Source organism: Luteibacter sp. HA06, from assembly GCF_054061215.1.
Map to the genome: position 1 here is coordinate 1555707 of NZ_JBSSDZ010000001.1, position 17920 is coordinate 1573626.

Sequence of the window (17920 nt, forward strand, 5' to 3'; positions counted from 1 at the left end):
GCGCACCCCCATCGCCGGCAAAGCCGGCTCCCACAGAAAGCCGGATCAGGCTGCGGTGGCTTCTTCAGCCGGAGCCGCGTTGTTCTCCATGATGGCCATGCCGATCCCGCCGGCAGCCATCACCATCAGCACGGCCCAGGCGATCATCGAGACCAGGTAGCCCGGCCCCCGGCGCGAGGCTTCACGGGCGTAGCCCCAGGCATACCAGACGCGGCCCGCAAGCCAGATCAGCCCTGCGATGCCCGCCCATAGCGGATCGGCGTACTGGGCCGCCAGCCACAGGGCCGGAATGAACATCGCCGCGTTCTCCAGCGTGTTCATCTGCACACGCCAGGCGCGCTCGAAAGCCGGGTCGCCGGAGATGGACGGCGCCTTTATCCCGTAGCGATGACGCGCGCGGCCGACCATCCAGACCGTGGCGAACATCAGGAGCAGGGTGAGCAGGGTGACGACGGCGGGGAGCTGACTGGTCATGAAACCTATCCGGAGGAGCGTATTCAGCCGCCAAGTCTAGCGGTTCTGGTCCATGCGATCATGCCGACCGTGTCTCGCTCCGGGGACACATCCATGGGAGGAGGGCGCCATGCTCTGGCAAAAAGGCCGTAGAAGCGACAACGTGGAAGACGCGGGCGAAGGCGGCGGTGGCGGGGGCCCCTCGTTCGGAGGGCGCGGCCTTGGCATCGGCGGCATCATCATCCTGGCGATCCTCGGCATGGTGTTCTACAAGGACCCCACGGCCCTGCTCGGTCAGGGCGAGCCCGGCACCGCGCCACAGCAGCAGACGCAGTCGGCGCCGCACCAGGCGGCTTCCAGTGACCCGCAGGTCGACTTTGTCCGCGCCATCCTCGGCGAAACCGAAGACACCTGGGGCGAGATATTCGCCGCCAACGGCCAGACCTATGAGCGGCCGAAGCTGGTGTTGTTCCATGGAGGGGTGCGAACCGCGTGCGGATCGGCGTCCTCGGCGGTGGGTCCGTTCTACTGCCCGGGCGACCACAAGGTCTACCTGGACCTCGACTTCTTCCAGACCATGCAACAACGCTTCCATTCGGCAGGGGATTTCGCTCGTGCCTATGTCATCGCCCACGAGGTCGGCCACCACGTGCAGAACCTCGTCGGTGTGTTCGACAAGGTCAGCGATGCGCGTCGACGGGGCGCGCGCCTCGAAGGGGCCACGGGCCTTTCCGTGCGGCAGGAACTGCAGGCCGACTGCTTCGCCGGTGTCTGGGCGAACCGTTCGCAGCAACGCCAGCAGTGGCTGCAGCCCGGCGACGTGGAATCGGCACTCAATGCAGCCACCGCCATCGGCGATGACGCGCTGCAGGAACAGTCACAGGGCAGGGTCGTGCCGGACTCGTTCACGCACGGCACGTCCGCCCAACGCGTGCACTGGTTCAAGACGGGTCTCGAATCCGGTGACATCGGCAAGTGCAACACTTTCTCCGGTTCGATCTGACATAAGCGCCGTATGACCCATCCCTGTCTTCTTTGTGGCGCGTGCTGCGCAACGTTTCGCGTAGCCTTCCACTGGATGGAAACCGATCTCGCCGGCGGCATCGTGCCGTCGGCGTTGACCGAGAACCTCGATCACCATCGGGTAAACATGCACGGCACGAACGCCTACCAGCCGCGGTGCAAGTCGCTGGTCGGCGAGGTTGGCGTCGCGGCGCATTGCGGGATCTACGACGTGCGGCCGTCGCCCTGCCACGATCTGCAGCCCGCCTGGGAAAACGGCGAGCCGAGCCCCCAATGCGACAAAGCGCGCATCAAGCACGGCATGCAGCCGCTAACCCCCGCAGACTTCGCTCACCATTGATCGGTAGGAGCCGATTCATCGGCGAACGCCTCGACGATGATTTCGCTGCGATTGCCTGCTACTTACGCTCTGGTGGGTGCGGACTTTGAGGCCCAGAGCCTTCGGTGCCTGGACGTCGCGGCGCAGAGCCTTCGGTGCCCACCCTCGCTGCTCAGACACCCCTCCGCGTTTCGTACCGGAAGGCCGCTACCGCGGCCCATGTATCTATTGGCCTACGGCCGCTCCACTTGTCGGGAACTCGCCTCGAGGGTGGGCACCGAAGACTCTTCCATCCCTGAGGTTCGTGGGGGGTCGAGCGGACGAAGCAACGCCGCTTCGAGTGCCAGTTCATCGCCATCGCCGAACGCTCGGCTTCAGCGCCAGTCGCGATCGTCCGCGTGAGTCGGCGCAGCGGCGAAGAAGGCGCTCACCGAGCCGGAATGTACGTCCACCACGACTACCGTGACGGACGGCTTCGGCGGCCACACCCACGCCAATGGCTCTCCTTCCTGCAGACCGTATCGTCGTGAGAGACCTTGGTGTCCACCCTCGATGCGAGTTCCGGACAAGTGGAGCGGCCGTAGGCCAAATAAGTACACGAGCCGCGTTAGCGGCCTTCCGGTACGAAACGCGGAGGACTGTCTGAGCAGCGAGGGTGGGCACCAAGGTCTCCCCGCGAAACGCCCAAGTGTAGAGCGCGACGGCAAAGCCGAGCCCGCGAGGCCGAAGGCGAGCGATGTGCGAAAGAATGCCCGGCCTGACGGCCGAGCGCTCACGTCCCGGTAATCCGCGAAGAACAAAAAAAAAGGCACCCGAGGGTGCCTTTTTGCTACTCAGTAATCGCGCTTCTTACGCGGCGGCTTGCCACCGCCGGGAGGACCACCGGCACCACCACCGCTGTGGCCGCCGGGGCGGGCGCCCTGAGGACGGAAGCTGCGCTGCGGCGGACGCGATGCGTTGCCGCTCTGCGGGGCTTCGACACCGTCCCACTCGGCGATCTTCAACTGCTGCTGGGCAACCCACACCTTCTTCAGGTGGGTGAAGATCTCCGGCGGCATGCCGTCCGGCAGGTCGATCAGGCTGTAGTCGTCACGAATGCTGACGCGACCGATGAACTTTGCTTCGACGCCGCCTTCGTTGGCGATGGCGCCGACGATGTTGCCCGGCTTCACGCCATGCTCGTGGCCCACTTCGATGCGGTACGTGCGCTTGCCGGCTTCCGTGGTGTGCGGACGCGGCTGACGCATGCCTTCGCGAACCGGACGACGGTCGTTGAAGTCGCCACCACCCTCACGCGAACCGCGGTCGCGGTCGAAGTCACGCTGCGGACGCTCGCGATCGAACTCGCGCGGCGGACGCTCGGTGTACTCGCGCTTGGCCGGCGGCTCGAGCAGCAGCGGCTGGTCGCCCTGGGCAATCTTCGCCAGTGCGGCAGCGATCTCGATCGCAGGAATGTTGTGCTCCTGCTCGAACTTCTCGACCATCTGCTGGAACAGGCCGAGGTCGCCCTGCGCCAGCGTATCGGTGATCTTCTGGTTGAACTTGTTGATACGCGTATCGTTGACCGCTTCGATCGTCGGCAGCTGCATCTGTTCGATCGGCTGGCGCGTGGCGCGCTCGATCTGACGGAGCAGGTTCTTCTCGCGCGGCGTGACGAAGAGGATCGCCTCACCACTACGGCCAGCGCGACCGGTGCGGCCGATACGGTGCACGTACGACTCGGTGTCGTGCGGGATGTCGTAGTTCAGCACGTGGCTGATGCGTTCGACGTCGAGACCGCGAGCAGCAACGTCGGTAGCGATCAGGATGTCCAGCTTGCCGGTCTTCAGGTTGTCGATCACGCGCTCACGCTGCGCCTGGGCGATGTCACCGTTGATCGCGGCGGCGGCGAAGCCCCTTGCCTGCAGCTTGCTGGCAAGTTCTTCGGTGGCCTGCTTGGTGCGCGTGAAGACGATCATCGCATCGAAGCTTTCGGCTTCGAGGATGCGGGTCAGCGCGTCGAGCTTGTGCACGCCGCTCACGAACCAGTAGCGCTGGCGAATGTTCGCCGCGGTCGTGGTCTTGTTCTTGATCGTGATTTCGATCGGATCTTTCAGGTACGTCTGGGCGATGCGGCGGATCGGCGCCGGCATGGTCGCGGAGAACAGGGCGACCTGACGGGTTTTCGGCGTCGCCTGCAGCAGCTTCTCGACGTCGTCGATGAAACCCATGCGTAGCATTTCGTCTGCTTCGTCGAGGACCAGGAAGCGCAGGCCGGAAAGATCCAGCGTGCCCTTGTCCAGGTGGTCGATGACGCGACCCGGCGTGCCGACGATGACCTGCGCGCCGCGCTTGAGACCCTGCAGCTGCGGACCGTAGCTCTGGCCGCCGTAGATCGGCAGGACCTGGAAGCCCGGCATGTAGGTGGCGTACTTCTGGAAGGCTTCGGCGACCTGGATGGCAAGCTCACGGGTGGGCGCGAGAACCAGCGCCTGTGGCTTGCCCGGCTTCAGGTCGATGCGCGAGAGCACCGGCAGCGCGAAGGCAGCGGTCTTGCCGGTGCCGGTCTGCGCCTGGCCGATGACGTCGCGGCCTTCGAGCAGCGGAGGAATGGTGGCGGCCTGGATGGGCGACGGCACTTCGTAACCGACTTCAGCCAGCACACGCATGACTTTTTCGTCGAGCGCGAGCGCGCTAAAACCGGGCTGAACCGGAGCGTTATCTGTATCGGGGGATGACATGGCGACCTCGAAGAGGGGGCGCGGCGGCGAAAGCGGCGCCGGGCAGTAGCGGTATTGTAGCAGCGATGGGCGCCCGGTGAGGCGGGCCATAGCCACTTGTTGCGTCGGCGTTACACTTCCCGGTCAGCTTTCGTAGGGAGAGAAGGGCATGACGACGATCGAGACGGTCTCGGAACAACGCTGCTTTGGCGGCATCCAGGGCTTTTATTCCCATGCATCCGAAGCGTGCGGCGGTACGATGCGTTTTGCGGTTTTCATGCCTCCTGCGGCCGAAAACGGGCCTGTTCCTGTCCTCTGGTACCTCGCCGGACTGACGTGTACCGCTGAAACTTTTACGATCAAGGCGGGCGCGCAACGCATCGCTGCCGAGCTCGGTATCGCGCTGGTGATGCCTGATACGAGTCCCCGGGATACGGGTATCGAAGGCGCCACCGGTGACTGGGAATTCGGTGAGGGCGCAGGCTTCTACCTGGACGCCACCGAGACCCCTTGGTCTTCACGTTTTCGCATGTACAGCTACATCGTCGACGAACTTCCCCGCGTAGTGGCGGAACGATTCGCGTTGGACATGAGCCGGCAAGGCATTTTCGGCCATTCCATGGGAGGACACGGTGCGATGACCATCGCACTGCGCAATCCCGGCCGTTATCGGTCGGTATCGGCCTTTGCGCCTATCGTCGCGCCGGCCAGCGTGCCCTGGGGCGAGAAGGCGTTTCCGCGCTATCTCGGCCAGGATCGCAAAGCCTGGGCACGTTACGACGCGACCCAGTTGGTACGTGACGGCGCTCGCTTCGACGGCCGGATTCTTATCGACCAGGGCGAAGCCGATAATTTCCTGACGAAGCAGCTGCAGCCCCAGCGCTTCGAGGCGGCCTGCGAGGAAGCGGGCCAGCCGCTCCAGCTACGCATGCAGCCCGGCTACGACCACAGTTACTACTTCATCGAGACGTTCATCGAAGACCACCTGCGCCATCATGCCAAGGCCCTCACTGCATGAGCGAACCGATCCGCATGCGCACGCCGCGAACAGTGATCCGCCTTCTCGATACCGAAGAGGCGGGACTTCTGCAGCGGTACCGCACGGAGAATCGGGAACATCTCAGGCCGTGGGAACCCTTGCGTAACGAATCGCACTACACCGTCGAAGGCTGCCGTCTGGCCATCGAATCAGGCCTCGAGGCGGCAAGGGCGGATCGCGGCTTCCCGTTCGTCGTGCTTACGCCCGACGGCAGCGAGATCATCGCGACATTCACCTTGGCCAACATCGTCCGTGGCGTGTTCCAGGCTTGCCACCTGGGCTACGGGATAGCGCGAAAACACGAAGGCCAGGGCCTGATGTACGAGGCCCTGGACGCCGCGATCCGTTATGCGTTCGGCCCTCTGGACTTCCATCGCGTGATGGCGAATTACATGCCACGCAATGACCGGAGTGGCCGCCTTCTCGGGCGGTTAGGCTTCGAGAAGGAAGGCTATGCCAAGCGCTACCTGAAGATCGAGGGGCTGTGGGAAGACCACGTGCTTACCGCGAAAATCAGGGCGCAGGGCTGAGCGAACGATCAGGCCTTGTTGGTGGCCGGGCCCGTACGCTGACGACGACGCTTGTGGTTGCCGGTGTTCTCACCGGTACCTGCGGCTGAGTGACCATGCGGACGATGCGACGACGGACGGCCGCCGGCGCTGGAACCGCCACCGCCACCCTGGCGAGCTTCACCGCCGGCCGAACGGCCCTGGCCATTACTCGCCGAGCGACCCTGGCCGCCGGCCGGGCGACCCTGACCACCACCGGAGCGGCCCTGGCCGACCTGGTTGCGCGAGGCCTGCGGCTGGCGTGGCTGCTGCTTCGGACGCGGCGCGCCGGAGTCCATACGCAGCGGCGTGCTCGGCTCGTAGCCCGGGACGTTGCTGATTTCGAGGTCGGTCTTGAGCAGGCGGCCGATGTCGCGCAGCAGGCCCGACTCGTCGTGGCTGACCAGCGAGATGGCCTGGCCTTCGGCACCGGCGCGGCCGGTACGGCCGATACGGTGCACGTAGTCTTCGGCAACCATCGGCAGGTCAAAGTTGATCACCACCGGCAGCTGGTCGATGTCGATACCGCGCGCAGCGATATCGGTCGCGACCAGTACGGTAACGCGGCCGGTCTTGAAGTCCGACAGGGCGCGCGTTCGGGCGTTCTGGCTCTTGTTGCCGTGGATCGCCGCGGCCTTGATGCCGGCCTGCTCCAGATGGCGAACGAGCTTGTCGGCGCCGTGCTTGGTCCGGCCAAAGACGAGCGTCTGGCGGCGGCTGTCCTGCGACAGGATATGCAGCAGCAGATCGCGCTTGTTCGCTGCGTCGACCGGGTGCACGCGGTGCGTAACCAGGGTCGCGACCGAGTTGGCCGGCGTGGTCGACACTTCCTTCGGATCGCGCATGAACTGCTGCGCGAGCGCCTTGATCTCCGGCGCGAACGTGGCCGAGAACAGCAGCGTCTGGCGCTGGCGCGGCACGGCAGCGAGGATGCGCTTGAGCGCCGGGAGGAAGCCCATGTCGAGCATGCGGTCGGCTTCGTCGAGAACGAGGATGTCGACCTTGGAGAGGTCGACCGAGCGCTGCTGCATGTGGTCGATCAGGCGACCCGGCGTGGCGACGACGACGTCGACACCGCGGCGCAGGGCCTGAAGCTGATTGCCCATGCCGACGCCGCCAAAGATGACGGTGCTGGAAAGGCGCACGTACTTGCCGTAGTCGCGCAGGTTTTCCTGCACCTGGGCGGCGAGTTCGCGGGTCGGGGTGAGGATCAGCGCGCGGATCGGGCGACGCGTGTCGCCACGGTCGTCCTTGGAGAGCAGCTGCAGCAGCGGCAGCGCAAAGGCGGCCGTCTTGCCGGTACCCGTCTGCGCGGCGGCCATGAGGTCGTTGCCGGCGAGGACAAGGGGAATGGCTGCGGACTGAATCGGAGTGGGCTTTTCATAGCCGGCTTCGGAAAGGGCGCGCAGCAACGCGGGCGCAAGGCCCAGCGAATCGAAAGACATGGAGTGAAGCTCCTGCGTGACTCGAGCGTTCCCTGGAACCGCACTACGAGTCGATGGATTGGCGGCCGCTAACCATGACGAAGACAGCAGGCTGGCCGGTGTCGAGCGCGCTTCCGAGGGTGGGGGAACGGGCGGGAGATTCTCCACGCCGGGGGTCCGCAAGGGAGTCGGAGCGCAAGCACGACCCGCCGAGTATACCTTATTGCGGCGCACAATAGGGCATCGCCGCTGAAGCGGCTCCCACAAAGGGCCTGCCGGGCCAGCCACAGTGGAGGGGGCCCCTTGTGGGAGCCGCTTCAGCGGCGATGCCCTCACAGCCTGGCGATCAGGACCGCCGCGAAGCCACCATCAGGTAACTGTTATAAGGCGTCCGCCCAAAGAGCGGCCTGAAATCCACCCGGATGCCCCGCGGCTCCAGCACGCCGCGAATATCGTCCTCGGTGGGGAAATACTGGGCCCCGCCGGGAATCCAGCCCACCGCCTCGATGAACTTTTCCTCCCACACTGTCGCCCGGTAGCGCCAGGTCCCGTCCCGGATCACGTTGCGCAGGATCAGTACGCCATCGTCGGCCAGATGGTCCACGGCATAGGCCAGCAGACCCGCCTGACGGTCCTCGGGCAGGTAATGCAGCACATCGAGCATGGCGACGTGCCCGCGCATCGCCTGCGGCGTGGTGGCGTCCACTTCGCTCAGGGAAAGGCTCGCCCCCAGGCCAGCGCGATCCGCGGCGGCGCGGCCCATGGCGATTTTCTCGGGGTCATGGTCGAGACCGAGATAGCCATCCAGCGCATCGCAGGCATGCAGGTAATGGCCGAGGATGCCAAGGCCGCAGCCGATGTCCAGCAAGGGGAGTCGTCGGCCGGCGATGGCGGTCGCCGTGGCGGCGTAGACGGGGTCGGTGGCGAGTTTGCCGTGGATGTAGATCCGGTCGCGGCGGCGACTGAACCGCGAGGCGATGCGTCGCCGGGTGCGGGTTTCGGGGGTCATTAGGCTGGTTTCCATCCTGGAAAGAGCCGGGCACGTTCATCGCGCCCGGCCAATTCGCAATTACTTCTTGTTGAGCGGATTGTCCTTCGACAGATACGCGTTGTATTCCTTCTCGTCGATCTTCCCGTTGTGATCCATGTCGTTGTCGCCAATGTGCATGCGGAGCTGCTTCAGGCGCTCGTTATCCGCGGGAATATCCTTGCGGGTAATGAATTTGCCGTCCTTGGACAGATCCGAGAAGGCGGGTGCATCACTGGAGCCAGCGACATCCTGCGCAAGCGCAGAACCCATGCCGAGGCCGGCGATAAGGGCGAACGAAACGAGCGAGTACGAAAACTTCATGAGTCCTCCGTCTGTCGTGGAATAGCGTCTGTCGTGAATGACGCGGTCCAGTTTATCCACGGCGCGTGCTCTCCCCGTCAAGCGCTCGTTGGATTTTCGCCCGCTGTGCTACCTTCGGCGCCGCCTGAATCCGCGTTGAGGAATATCTGATGCCGCTTCCCGCCGCGCTGCGCGAACTCGATTCGACCCAGCGGCATACCGTCATCGCCAGCTTCCTTGGCTGGACCCTCGACGCCTTCGATTATTTCCTGCTGACCTTCGTCATCCTCGCGGTCGCGACGGAATTCCATGTCTCTAAGCAGGAGGTCACCTACGGCCTGTTCCTGACCCTGGCGGCACGGCCCATCGGCGCATTGATCTTCGGCCGCCTTGCCGACCGCTACGGTCGCCGGCCGGTGCTGATGTTCGACATCGTGCTGTTCTCCGTGCTCGAGGTGGCATGTGCCTTCGCGCCCACCCTGGGCATCCTGCTCGGCCTGCGCTTCCTCTTCGGCATCGCCATGGGGGGCGAGTGGGGCATCGGCGCCTCGCTGGCCATGGAGTCGATCCCGGCGAAATCGCGTGGTTTCGTGTCGGGCCTGCTACAGAGCGGTTATCCCTGCGGCTTCTTCCTCGCCGCGCTGGCCAACTGGCTGCTGGTCGATCACATCGGCTGGCGTGGGTTGTTCATCGTTGGAGCCGCCCCCGCGCTGCTGGTGCTCTACATCCGCCGCAAGGTGCCCGAGTCGCCGGTCTGGGAAGGCCGCCGAACCGAGGCTCGCGAGAGCGTGTTCGTGTCCATGCGTGGCAACTGGAAGCGGTTCATCTACATGATGCTGCTCATGGCGGCCTTCAACATGTTCAGCCACGGCTCGCAGGACATGTACCCGACGTTCGTGCAGGAGACGCTGAAGATCCCGGCGGGCTCCGGTACGGCCTTCATGCTCACCGCGCTGCTCAACCTTGGCGCGCTGTTCGGCGGGCTCACGTTTGGCTCCCTGTCGGAGCGGATCGGCCGGCGCAAGGCGATCATCATCGCTGCCCTGCTGGCGATTCCCGTCATCCCGCTGTGGACCTACGGCGGCTCACTGCTGTTCCTGGGCCTGGGTGCCTTCCTCATCCAGGTGATGGTGCAGGGTGCCTGGGGCGTGGTGCCCACCCACCTCAATGAACTCTCGCCGGATGCCGTTCGCGGTACCTTGCCCGGCTTCGCCTACCAGATGGGTAATCTCCTGGCAGCCATCACGGCCACGGCGCAGACCTGGATCGCCGGGCAGCGGGGCGGTGATTTCGCCTTCGCCATGTCTACGTGGATCGGGGCGGTGGCGCTGTTGCTGGCCCTGCTGACGTGGCTCGGGCCGGAGGCGCGCGGCGTGGGATTCGGCAAGGCGCGTGAAACGGCGTGACGCCGGGGCCGGGGGCCGGTAAAATGCCCGGTTTTCATCCGGTAGAAAACGATCATGCAGGCTGGCAAGGACAAGGTCATCTCGTTCCACTACACCCTTACCGTCGACGGTGAGCAGGTCGAAAGCTCGGTGGAGGGTGGCGAGCCGCTCTGGATCCTGCTCGGGCACGGCCAGCTGATCCCCGGCCTGGAAGCCGGCCTGGAAGGCAAGTCCGTCGGTGACACCTTCGACGTGACGATCGAGCCGGAGCAGGGCTACGGTCCCCGCCAGAACGGCCTCACCCAGCGCGTCCCGAAGAAGTATTTCCCGCAGCAGGGCAAGGGGCTGAAGGTCGGCGCCGCGACCGTGCTTTCGCTGAAGGAAGGCGGCAACCGCGCCGTCGTCGTGCAGAAGATCGGTTCGAGCGTGGTCGACGTCGACCTCAATCACCCGATGGCCGGCAAGACGCTGACCTTCCACGTCGACGTCCAGAACGTCCGTGAGGCCACCCCGGAAGAGATCGAGCACGGCCACGCTCACCCGAACGGCGATGCCGCCCACTGATCGGACTGACCCGTGTGACAAGAAAGGCACCTTCGGGTGCCTTTTTTTAGGCTCTTCGCGGAATTCCGGGGACGCTGGGGACGGGCGGCGCAGAGCCTTCGGTGCCCACCCTCGCTGCTCAGACACCCCTCCGCGTTTCGTACCGGAAGGCCGCTACCGCGGCCCGTGTTCTTATTTGGCCTACGGCCGCTCCACTTGTCGGGAACTCGCCTCGAGGGTGGGCACCGAAGACTCTTCCGAACCCTGAGGTTCGTGGGGGTCGAGCCGACGAAGCAACGCCGCTACGGCTGCCAGGTCATCGCCATCGTCAAGCGGTCAACCAGCCCGCCAGTCGCGATCGTCCGCGCGAGGCGGCGCAGCGGCGAGGAAGTCGCTCAGCGCGCCGGAATGTACGTACCAGCACGACGGCCGTGACGACCGTTTTCGGCAGCGACACCGCTCAACGGCTCTCCTTCCCACTGACCGTATCGTCGTGAGAGACCTTGGTGTCCACCCTCGAGGCGAGTTCCGCACAAGTGGAGCGGCCGTAGGCCAATAAGAACATGGCCGCGGAGCGGCTTTCCGGTACGAACGCGGAGGACGTGTCTGAGCAGCGAGGGTGGACACCAAGGTCTCCCCGCGAGACGACCAAGTGTGCGGCTCCCACGGGCCATCGCCGCTGAAGCGGCTCTCACATGGCCGAAGGCGGGCGCCCGAGCCCCGGTAATCCGTGAAGAACCTTTTTTATGGTTCATCGTGAACCGATTTTTCAGAGCATCAGCGGGAAGGGAGTGAACGTATTCGGCAAAGGGGCCGGTTTGGCGCCGAAACGGGCCGTGAGGGGGTCAGCCCGGTGCGACTATCGGGCGGCACGCGGCTAACCGCGGGCACATCCCTCAGACATAGGACACTCCCATGAAAAGCATGTCGCGCTTCGTAGCACTCTTCGTCGTGTCGTTCGCCGCTGCGTCCGCTTTCTCGACCGCCGCTCCGTTGTCCACGGCCCATCCTTCCCAGAACGGCAACGGCGCGGTCCAGACGATGGACCTGGTCAAATGCACCAATCCACGCGAGTGCAGCGTTGGCTAAGCGCCAATCCGTCGAGCGGCGCGATTTCCCGGATGCGGGGTCGCGCCGCTTATTTTCCGAGGCTCGCCGCGTGTCGATCGGCCGCAGCGTGCGACTGCCTGATGCCTGCGAACAAGCTGCCGGAGATCACCAGGGCAAGGATGACCTGCGTGCGGATCATCGCGGGGTCGAGCAGCACCGTGGAGGTCGTGGCAAGGGCGACGCTGCTGAGCAGACCGCCTACAGCGGTTCCTTTCCATCCATGCCGTAGTGTCAAAGCGATGACCGGCACGGCCGTCGCCAGGCGAAGCACGTCCAGGCCAAGGCCCGAAGACGCTGAGGCCGCCGTCGTTATGGCGATCAGGAGCGGTAGCGCGCCCACGGCAACATCCCGGGTCAGCTGGCTGGTGAAAAACCGATGCCAGGACAGGCTCTCGCGAAACCATTCCCGGGTGGCCAGGAGCACCGGCGCAAGGCTCAGCGCCCCGAGGTAAGCGCCGAGGACATAGGCCAGCAGGTCGATCAGGCCCTCGGCCCGCCATGCTTCCCAGCCGTCGGGGTTAACGATGAGCGCGGCGAACACGGCGAGGTCGGTGCGTACTGCGGTGACCGCTGCGCAGGCGAGGGTGGCGAACAGGAGGGTGGTAGCGTTTATCTCCCCATTGCCATCGTAGAGCGGCATCCGCTCGCGGATGGCCTTGATGAAGGGCATGCATAACGGGATGAACGGGATGGCCGATACGGAAGCCCATGCCCAGCCGAAATCTTCGGCGTGAAGCAGGGCGTTCTGCGCGACAGGCAGCGCTTCGCCGAGGATCAGCGCGGGCCAGAAACGGTAGGGAACGAGAAGCAGGCACGCCAGACGGAGCCCGGCCGTGAGGATCCAGTGCGAGTAGGAGAAATACCGGGTGACCTCATAGCAGGCGGCATACGCTGCAGCCACTGCAATGATCTGTCCCCATGGTGGACGTTCGCTCCTGGCTTCCTGCATGCTGCTCGCTCCTGGCGATATCCCCGTACGTCGTCTGATGTGTGGTTGCTAGCCCCTGTTCCGATCGGCCGCTTGTATGGCCGCATCATGTGGGGCACGGGCGTCAATAGAAAGGCCGCGCACCGACATTACGCCTGGATTGCCGAATTTACATACTTGTCGGCCAGCGGTGCAAAAAAAGCGGCGCCCGAAGGCGCCGCCGATTTTTGAGCAGGTGTCGGGAAGATGCTTCAGGCGAGCGTCTTGCCATTCACCGAGATGTCGACGTCCACATTACCGCGGGTGGCATGCGAGTAAGGGCAGACCTTCTCGTGCGCGGTCTTGACGACATCGAGGGCGGTAGCGTCGTCGACACCCGGCAGGCTCACTTCAAGCTTCACGGTGATGCCGAAGCCGGAGTCGTTACGCGGGCCGATACCCACGGAGCTGGCCACCGACGCGCCGTCGACCTTGACCTTCTGCTGGCCGGCGACGAAGCGCACGGCACCCTCGAAGCAGGCAGCGTAGCCAGCGGCAAAGAGCTGTTCCGGATTGCTGCCGCCACCGTTGCCGCCCATTTCCTTCGGCAGGCGAAGGTCGAGCTTGATCAGGCCGTCGTCGGATTCGACGTGACCTTCGCGGCCACCGGCGACCTTGGCGTGGGCGGTGTAGAGGACTTCTTTGAGGTTCGAGAGGTTGCTCATGATCAATGTCCTTGGCGTTCGTGATGGGAGAGGGCGTCGGCGGTGCCGGGCCACAAGAGATAGTTAAGCACGCAATTAAATAGTGCACAACTTAAATTGTCGAACGACGACGCTCTCGTTGCCATTCGTTCAGTTTAGGACGCGGCGACCGTAGACGAAGTTCTCTTTCCAGTACGCGCCGTCGAGGTCGTCCAGCCGTACGGTACCGCCGGAATTCGGCGCATGAACGAAGCGGCCTTTGCCGACGTAGACGCCGACGTGGGTCACGTGGCCGCGGCCGAAAAACACGAGGTCACCACTGGCAAGTTCGGCCTCGTCGACCTTCGGTTTATCCAGCGCCGCCATTTCACCCGAGGTGCGCGGCAGGCGCACGCCGGTCGAAGTCATGTAGATGTAGTTGATCAGGCCACTGCAGTCGAAGCCGCCCTGAGGCGTATTCCCGCCCCACCGGTAGGGGGTGCCCACGAGGCCGATCGCGCGGAACAGCACATCGTTGGCCGCGTCGGCGGGAGGTGCATCAGCCGGGCGGTTGGACCAGGACAGGTTCTTCGCCAGCGGGACGGCAGAGGCGGGGTTGCGCAGCTGGGACGACGATCGCTTCGGAGGCGCGCTGCTGCAGGCTGCAAGCAGGCTCAACGCCATCGCGAGCGCGACAGGGCCTGGAAATCGGGTAGGGCGGAAGCGGAGATCTGGAACCACGGCGAACATCGGGCGTTTCCCCCTGTAGGAGCGGCGCGTCGAGGTTAACAAATCAATGGGTTGCGTGGAATACCTCGCAAAGCGCACGAATTCATCTGGCGGACAGGCCGAAGCGGTTCCAACCGCCGTTAAACTTCGTCGATGGAAAGATCCCGAAGCGACGTTCTGATCATGGGCGGGGGTGTGATTGGCCTGGCATGTGCCCTGTACCTGCTCAAGGCCGGTGCAAGCGTGAGGGTGCTGGAGCAGGGCCTGCCCGGCAGCGGGGCATCCCATGGCAACTGCGGGACCATCACGCCCAGCCACGCAGGCCCGTTGACCATGCCCGGCATGGTCGGGACGGCCCTGCGCTCGTTGCTTCGCCGCGATGCACCGCTCTACGTGAATCCCCGGCCCGACCCGGCGCGGGCGCGTTGGCTGCTCGACTTCGCTCGCCACTGCACCTGGCGCGACTACCAATACGCTGGCGGAGCGCGGGGGGCGATCCTGCAGCGGTCGCGTGCCCTGCTGGGCGAACTGATTGCCGGTGACGGGCTGGCCTGTGAGTTTGAGGAAGTGGGCGAGCTGTACGTCTACCGCGACGGCCGCACCATGCAGGACGACCGTCCGCACGTGGAGCTGCTGCGTCGCCTGGGCATGGACGTACGCGTAATGGTGGGGGATGACGTCCTGGCGCTCGAACCTGCCTTGCGCGACGGGGTGGTGGGTGGACTGCTCCATCCGGGGGATGCGCGCCTGCGCCCCGATCGTTATGTGGCCGAGCTGGCACGGCGCGTGCGCGAGCTAGGCGGCGTGATCGAGACCGGCGCGCGTGTGGACGAGTTCGTGCTCGAGGGTGAGCGCATCTCGCACGTGCGCACGACGCGGGGCGTGTTCAGCGGCGACCGCATCGTGATGGCTCTCGGCGCCTGGTCGCCCCTGGTCGGCAAACTGCTGGACATCCGTTTGCCCATGCAGCCCGGCAAGGGCTATTCGCTCACCTGGGACGAGCCTCCGGAGCGCGTGCCGACGCATTCGCTGGTGCTCCGCGAAGCGGCCGTCTGCGTGACACCGTGGGTATCCGGTTTCCGGCTCGGCAGCACCATGGAGTTTTCCGGCTTCGCCGAAGGACTCAATCCGGTCCGGCTGGAGGCGCTGCGTCGCGGCGCCGCGGCTTATCTGCACGAGCCGGAAGGGCGTGGCGAAGTCGTACCCTGGTGGGGCTGGCGCCCGATGAGCGTGGACGAAGTGCCGATCATCGGGCCGAGCACGCGCTGGTCGAACCTGACGTATGCCACGGCGCACGGCATGCTCGGAATCAGCATGTCGGCCGCCACGGGCGAGCTGGTGGCAAGCCTGTTATCCGGGCCGGCGCCCGTACTCGATCCGACCCCCTACGCGCCGGCGCGTTTCGGTCTGTAGGAGCTGCATTGATCTAATCTTGCCGCGCGTTTGCTACGGTGGCGCATTGACCTTGCTGGAGCGACGCATGACCGTGGAAGCCTTCGACCTCATCGTGATCGGGGCGGGCTCGGGTGGCCTCGCCGCCGCGATCCGCGCTGGCAAGCTTGGCGTGAAGGTCGCGCTTATCGAGCCGGGTGAGCTCGGCGGCACCTGCGTCAACGTCGGCTGTGTTCCCAAGAAAGCCATGTGGTACGCCGCGCAGATGGCCGAAGCGCAATACATTGCGATGGACTACGGGTTTCACGATACGCCGGGCAGTCTCGACTGGCCGCGCTTCATCGAGCGGCGCGACGAATACATCGAGCGTATCCACGGTAAGTATCAACAGGCCCTAGATACCAGCCACGTCACTCTCGTTCGCGAAACCGGGCGCTTTGTCGGCAAGGGTCGTGTGCGTGCGGGTGAGCGCGAACTAACGGCGCCACACATCATCATTTCCACCGGCTCGAAAGCGAAGCATCTCGACAAGCCCGGTTTCCATCTCGCCATGGACTCGGACGGCTTCTTCGACCTGCGCGCCTGCCCGAAACGCGCCGCCATCGTTGGCGGCGGCTACATCGCCGTCGAGCTGGCTGGCGTGCTTCGCGCCCTCGGCTGCGACGTGCACATGTATGTGCGTGGCCGACTGATGAGTGGCTTCGACGAAGAGATGGCGTACGGCCTCGGCGAAGAAATGGAACAACACGGTATCCGCGTCCACTACGAATGCCAGATCGTCGCCGCGCATGAAGCCGACGGCGTGATCCTGCTCGACTGCGACCGCGGCGATCACCCCGGCCCCTTCGATGCGCTCATCGTCGCCATCGGTCGCGAGGCGAACACCGCGGCGCTGGACGTCGGGACGATCGGACTAGCGACCACCGGGGTCGACGGCCATATCGTCATCGACGACTGGCAGAACACCAACGTGGAAGGGGTCTATGCCGTCGGCGATGTCACCGAGCGCATGGCGCTGACCCCGGTGGCTGTTTCAGCGGCGCGCAAGTTGGTCGATCGGCTGTTTGGCGGCAAGCCTGAGGCAAAGCTGGACTACCAGAACATCCCCAGCGTGGTCTTCTCCCACCCGCCGTTGGGTACCATCGGCATGTCCGAGCAGCAGGCCCGCGAGGCCTACGGGGCGGACGTCCACCTCTACAAGCAATCGTTCGTGCCGATGCAACTGGCGCTGGCCCGGCGGCCCATCACCACCCGGTTCAAGCTGATCTGCGTGGGCAAGGAGTCGCGGATCGTCGGCATGCAGATGCTGGGGCCGGGCGTCGACGAGATCCTCCAGGGCTTCGCCGTGGCGATCAAGATGGGCGCCTGTAAATCCGACTTCGACGATACCCTGGCTGTCCATCCGACATCGGCCGAAGAGATGGTGCTGATGGGCGATCGGGTGCCCGGTTGAGCGCTACACTCTGCCCATGATCCCTTACACCCTTCATCGCGGCACCGCGCCGCTCCTGGTGAGCCTGCCCCACAACGGCAGCGCTATTCCCGATGACATGGCCGCCCGCATGAAGCGTCGGGCCCGAGGCTCGGTCGATACCGACTGGCACGTGGCGGAGCTGTACGACTTCGCTCGCGAGATGGGCGCCAGCGTGATCAAGCCCTTCGCGTCCCGCTACGTGGTGGACCTGAACCGCCCGGCGGACGGCCACCTGCTTTATCCCGGCAAGACGGAAACCGGCCTGGTGCCCACGGTGCTGTTCGACGGCCGCGAGATCTACCGGCCCGGCGCCGAGCCGGATGCCGCCGACATTGCTGACCGCGTTGAGCGCTGGTGGAAGCCGTATCACCAGGCCCTGGCTGGGGAACTGGCGCGGCTGAAGGCCGAATTCGGCCACGTGGTGCTTTGGGAAGGACACTCGATTCGCAGTGAGGTGCCGATGCTGTTCGAGGGACGCCTGCCGGACCTGAACCTCGGTACGGCCGACGGCGCCAGCTGCTCGCCGGGCCTGCAGGCCCGTGTCGCCGCCGTGCTCGAACGTCAGGAAGACTATACGTTCGCGGTGAACGGCCGCTTCAAGGGCGGCTACATCACCCGCCAGTATGGCCGTCCGGCTGAAGGTGTCGACGCGATCCAGCTCGAGCTCGCCCAGCTGAACTACATGGATGAGGATTCCTTCGAGTACCTGCCGAAGAAAGCCGCGCAGGTGCAGGTGTTGATCGGGGATATGCTGCGCGTGTGTCTGGAAGGGGCCCGGGCGCTAACGCCCTAGGAGAGGCCCATCGCCGATGAATCGGGTCCCACACAGGGCGTCGCCGATGAATCGGCTCCCACGGGGTAG

General features: G+C 65.1%; 18 protein-coding genes. 10 read left to right on the plus strand and 8 right to left on the minus strand.

The genetic code is table 11. The features are described 5' to 3' along the window. Positions 1 to 45: 45 nt before the first annotated feature. Positions 46 to 474 (minus strand): MAPEG family protein, encoded by a 429-nt coding sequence (locus ACVWWJ_RS06920; RefSeq protein WP_456967205.1) that lies wholly within the window; start codon positions 472 to 474, stop codon positions 46 to 48. A 109-nt stretch (positions 475 to 583) separates the two neighbouring features. On the opposite strand from ACVWWJ_RS06920, the gene ypfJ reads away from it, so the two are divergent. Together ypfJ and ACVWWJ_RS06930 are read left to right on the plus strand one after the other, a co-directional pair. Continuing rightward, positions 584 to 1456: a KPN_02809 family neutral zinc metallopeptidase gene (gene ypfJ / locus ACVWWJ_RS06925; RefSeq protein WP_159893485.1), complete on the plus strand. Its 873-nt coding sequence runs from the start codon at positions 584 to 586 to the stop codon at positions 1454 to 1456. Positions 1457 to 1468: 12 nt separating this feature from the next. Continuing rightward, positions 1469 to 1816, plus strand: a complete 348-nt coding sequence (locus ACVWWJ_RS06930; protein ID WP_456967206.1) for a YkgJ family cysteine cluster protein — start codon at positions 1469 to 1471, stop codon at positions 1814 to 1816. 812 nt (positions 1817 to 2628) lie between these two features. On the opposite strand, the gene ACVWWJ_RS06935 is transcribed toward ACVWWJ_RS06930, so the two are convergent. Beyond that, positions 2629 to 4515: a DEAD/DEAH box helicase gene (locus ACVWWJ_RS06935; protein ID WP_456967207.1), complete on the minus strand. Its 1887-nt coding sequence runs from the start codon at positions 4513 to 4515 to the stop codon at positions 2629 to 2631. Positions 4516 to 4663: 148 nt separating this feature from the next. Here ACVWWJ_RS06935 and fghA point away from each other — a divergent pair, with 148 nt between their 5' ends. Together fghA and rimJ are read left to right on the plus strand one after the other, a co-directional pair. After that, positions 4664 to 5512: an S-formylglutathione hydrolase gene (gene fghA / locus ACVWWJ_RS06940; protein WP_456967208.1), complete on the plus strand. Its 849-nt coding sequence runs from the start codon at positions 4664 to 4666 to the stop codon at positions 5510 to 5512. Continuing rightward, the gene (rimJ, locus tag ACVWWJ_RS06945; RefSeq protein ID WP_159897047.1) at positions 5509 to 6063 is read left to right on the plus strand and encodes a ribosomal protein S5-alanine N-acetyltransferase; all 555 of its coding nucleotides are present in this window, start codon (positions 5509 to 5511) and stop codon (positions 6061 to 6063) included. Before fghA ends, rimJ begins: the two co-directional genes overlap by 4 nt. A gap of 8 nt (positions 6064 to 6071) precedes the next feature. Here the strand turns inward: rimJ and ACVWWJ_RS06950 are convergent, their stop codons facing one another. The 3 genes from ACVWWJ_RS06950 to ACVWWJ_RS06960 all read right to left on the minus strand — a co-directional run bounded on the left by ACVWWJ_RS06950 (position 6072) and on the right by ACVWWJ_RS06960 (position 8856). Continuing rightward, a complete protein-coding gene (locus tag ACVWWJ_RS06950) occupies positions 6072 to 7526 on the minus strand; it encodes a DEAD/DEAH box helicase (protein WP_159897045.1) in 1455 nt (484 codons plus the stop codon). 325 nt (positions 7527 to 7851) lie between these two features. Then, entirely contained in the window at positions 7852 to 8514 is a 663-nt protein-coding gene (locus tag ACVWWJ_RS06955) for a class I SAM-dependent methyltransferase (protein ID WP_456967209.1), read from the minus strand. Between the two features lie 60 nt (positions 8515 to 8574). Further along, a complete protein-coding gene (locus ACVWWJ_RS06960; protein WP_456967210.1) occupies positions 8575 to 8856 on the minus strand; it encodes a hypothetical protein in 282 nt (93 codons plus the stop codon). A gap of 149 nt (positions 8857 to 9005) precedes the next feature. On the opposite strand from ACVWWJ_RS06960, the gene ACVWWJ_RS06965 reads away from it, so the two are divergent. The 3 genes from ACVWWJ_RS06965 to ACVWWJ_RS06975 all read left to right on the plus strand — a co-directional run bounded on the left by ACVWWJ_RS06965 (position 9006) and on the right by ACVWWJ_RS06975 (position 11852). Next, positions 9006 to 10241: an MFS transporter gene (locus ACVWWJ_RS06965; protein ID WP_159897123.1), complete on the plus strand. Its 1236-nt coding sequence runs from the start codon at positions 9006 to 9008 to the stop codon at positions 10239 to 10241. A 54-nt stretch (positions 10242 to 10295) separates the two neighbouring features. After that, positions 10296 to 10784, plus strand: a complete 489-nt coding sequence (locus ACVWWJ_RS06970) for an FKBP-type peptidyl-prolyl cis-trans isomerase (protein WP_456967212.1) — start codon at positions 10296 to 10298, stop codon at positions 10782 to 10784. A gap of 894 nt (positions 10785 to 11678) precedes the next feature. Beyond that, the gene (locus tag ACVWWJ_RS06975) at positions 11679 to 11852 is read left to right on the plus strand and encodes a hypothetical protein (RefSeq protein WP_456967213.1); all 174 of its coding nucleotides are present in this window, start codon (positions 11679 to 11681) and stop codon (positions 11850 to 11852) included. 49 nt (positions 11853 to 11901) lie between these two features. Here the strand turns inward: ACVWWJ_RS06975 and ACVWWJ_RS06980 are convergent, their stop codons facing one another. The 3 genes from ACVWWJ_RS06980 to ACVWWJ_RS06990 form a co-directional block, all read right to left on the minus strand. Then, entirely contained in the window at positions 11902 to 12822 is a 921-nt protein-coding gene (locus ACVWWJ_RS06980; RefSeq protein ID WP_456967214.1) for an MASE1 domain-containing protein, read from the minus strand. A 230-nt stretch (positions 12823 to 13052) separates the two neighbouring features. Next, complete coding sequence (locus tag ACVWWJ_RS06985) at positions 13053 to 13505, minus strand: organic hydroperoxide resistance protein (protein WP_456967215.1); 453 nt, start codon at positions 13503 to 13505, stop codon at positions 13053 to 13055. A 129-nt stretch (positions 13506 to 13634) separates the two neighbouring features. Continuing rightward, positions 13635 to 14213 (minus strand): C40 family peptidase, encoded by a 579-nt coding sequence (locus tag ACVWWJ_RS06990; RefSeq protein ID WP_200851728.1) that lies wholly within the window; start codon positions 14211 to 14213, stop codon positions 13635 to 13637. 162 nt (positions 14214 to 14375) lie between these two features. On the opposite strand from ACVWWJ_RS06990, the gene ACVWWJ_RS06995 reads away from it, so the two are divergent. From ACVWWJ_RS06995 to hutG, 3 genes are all read left to right on the plus strand, one after another. Beyond that, positions 14376 to 15605: an NAD(P)/FAD-dependent oxidoreductase gene (locus ACVWWJ_RS06995; RefSeq protein ID WP_456967216.1), complete on the plus strand. Its 1230-nt coding sequence runs from the start codon at positions 14376 to 14378 to the stop codon at positions 15603 to 15605. Positions 15606 to 15672: 67 nt separating this feature from the next. Then, entirely contained in the window at positions 15673 to 17037 is a 1365-nt protein-coding gene (gene gorA, locus ACVWWJ_RS07000) for a glutathione-disulfide reductase (protein WP_159893137.1), read from the plus strand. Between the two features lie 16 nt (positions 17038 to 17053). Next, complete coding sequence (hutG, locus tag ACVWWJ_RS07005) at positions 17054 to 17851, plus strand: N-formylglutamate deformylase (RefSeq protein WP_159893139.1); 798 nt, start codon at positions 17054 to 17056, stop codon at positions 17849 to 17851. Positions 17852 to 17920: the final 69 nt, after the last annotated feature.

Coding starts and splice junctions, on each gene's coding strand:
- ACVWWJ_RS06920 (WP_456967205.1), bottom strand. CDS start 474: ATGACCAGTCAGCTCCCCGCCGTCGTCACCCTGCTCACCCTGCTCCTG.
- ypfJ (WP_159893485.1), top strand. CDS start 584: ATGCTCTGGCAAAAAGGCCGTAGAAGCGACAACGTGGAAGACGCGGGC.
- ACVWWJ_RS06930 (WP_456967206.1), top strand. CDS start 1,469: ATGACCCATCCCTGTCTTCTTTGTGGCGCGTGCTGCGCAACGTTTCGC.
- ACVWWJ_RS06935 (WP_456967207.1), bottom strand. CDS start 4,515: ATGTCATCCCCCGATACAGATAACGCTCCGGTTCAGCCCGGTTTTAGC.
- fghA (WP_456967208.1), top strand. CDS start 4,664: ATGACGACGATCGAGACGGTCTCGGAACAACGCTGCTTTGGCGGCATC.
- rimJ (WP_159897047.1), top strand. CDS start 5,509: ATGAGCGAACCGATCCGCATGCGCACGCCGCGAACAGTGATCCGCCTT.
- ACVWWJ_RS06950 (WP_159897045.1), bottom strand. CDS start 7,526: ATGTCTTTCGATTCGCTGGGCCTTGCGCCCGCGTTGCTGCGCGCCCTT.
- ACVWWJ_RS06955 (WP_456967209.1), bottom strand. CDS start 8,514: ATGACCCCCGAAACCCGCACCCGGCGACGCATCGCCTCGCGGTTCAGT.
- ACVWWJ_RS06960 (WP_456967210.1), bottom strand. CDS start 8,856: ATGAAGTTTTCGTACTCGCTCGTTTCGTTCGCCCTTATCGCCGGCCTC.
- ACVWWJ_RS06965 (WP_159897123.1), top strand. CDS start 9,006: ATGCCGCTTCCCGCCGCGCTGCGCGAACTCGATTCGACCCAGCGGCAT.
- ACVWWJ_RS06970 (WP_456967212.1), top strand. CDS start 10,296: ATGCAGGCTGGCAAGGACAAGGTCATCTCGTTCCACTACACCCTTACC.
- ACVWWJ_RS06975 (WP_456967213.1), top strand. CDS start 11,679: ATGAAAAGCATGTCGCGCTTCGTAGCACTCTTCGTCGTGTCGTTCGCC.
- ACVWWJ_RS06980 (WP_456967214.1), bottom strand. CDS start 12,822: ATGCAGGAAGCCAGGAGCGAACGTCCACCATGGGGACAGATCATTGCA.
- ACVWWJ_RS06985 (WP_456967215.1), bottom strand. CDS start 13,505: ATGAGCAACCTCTCGAACCTCAAAGAAGTCCTCTACACCGCCCACGCC.
- ACVWWJ_RS06990 (WP_200851728.1), bottom strand. CDS start 14,213: ATGTTCGCCGTGGTTCCAGATCTCCGCTTCCGCCCTACCCGATTTCCA.
- ACVWWJ_RS06995 (WP_456967216.1), top strand. CDS start 14,376: ATGGGCGGGGGTGTGATTGGCCTGGCATGTGCCCTGTACCTGCTCAAG.
- gorA (WP_159893137.1), top strand. CDS start 15,673: ATGACCGTGGAAGCCTTCGACCTCATCGTGATCGGGGCGGGCTCGGGT.
- hutG (WP_159893139.1), top strand. CDS start 17,054: ATGATCCCTTACACCCTTCATCGCGGCACCGCGCCGCTCCTGGTGAGC.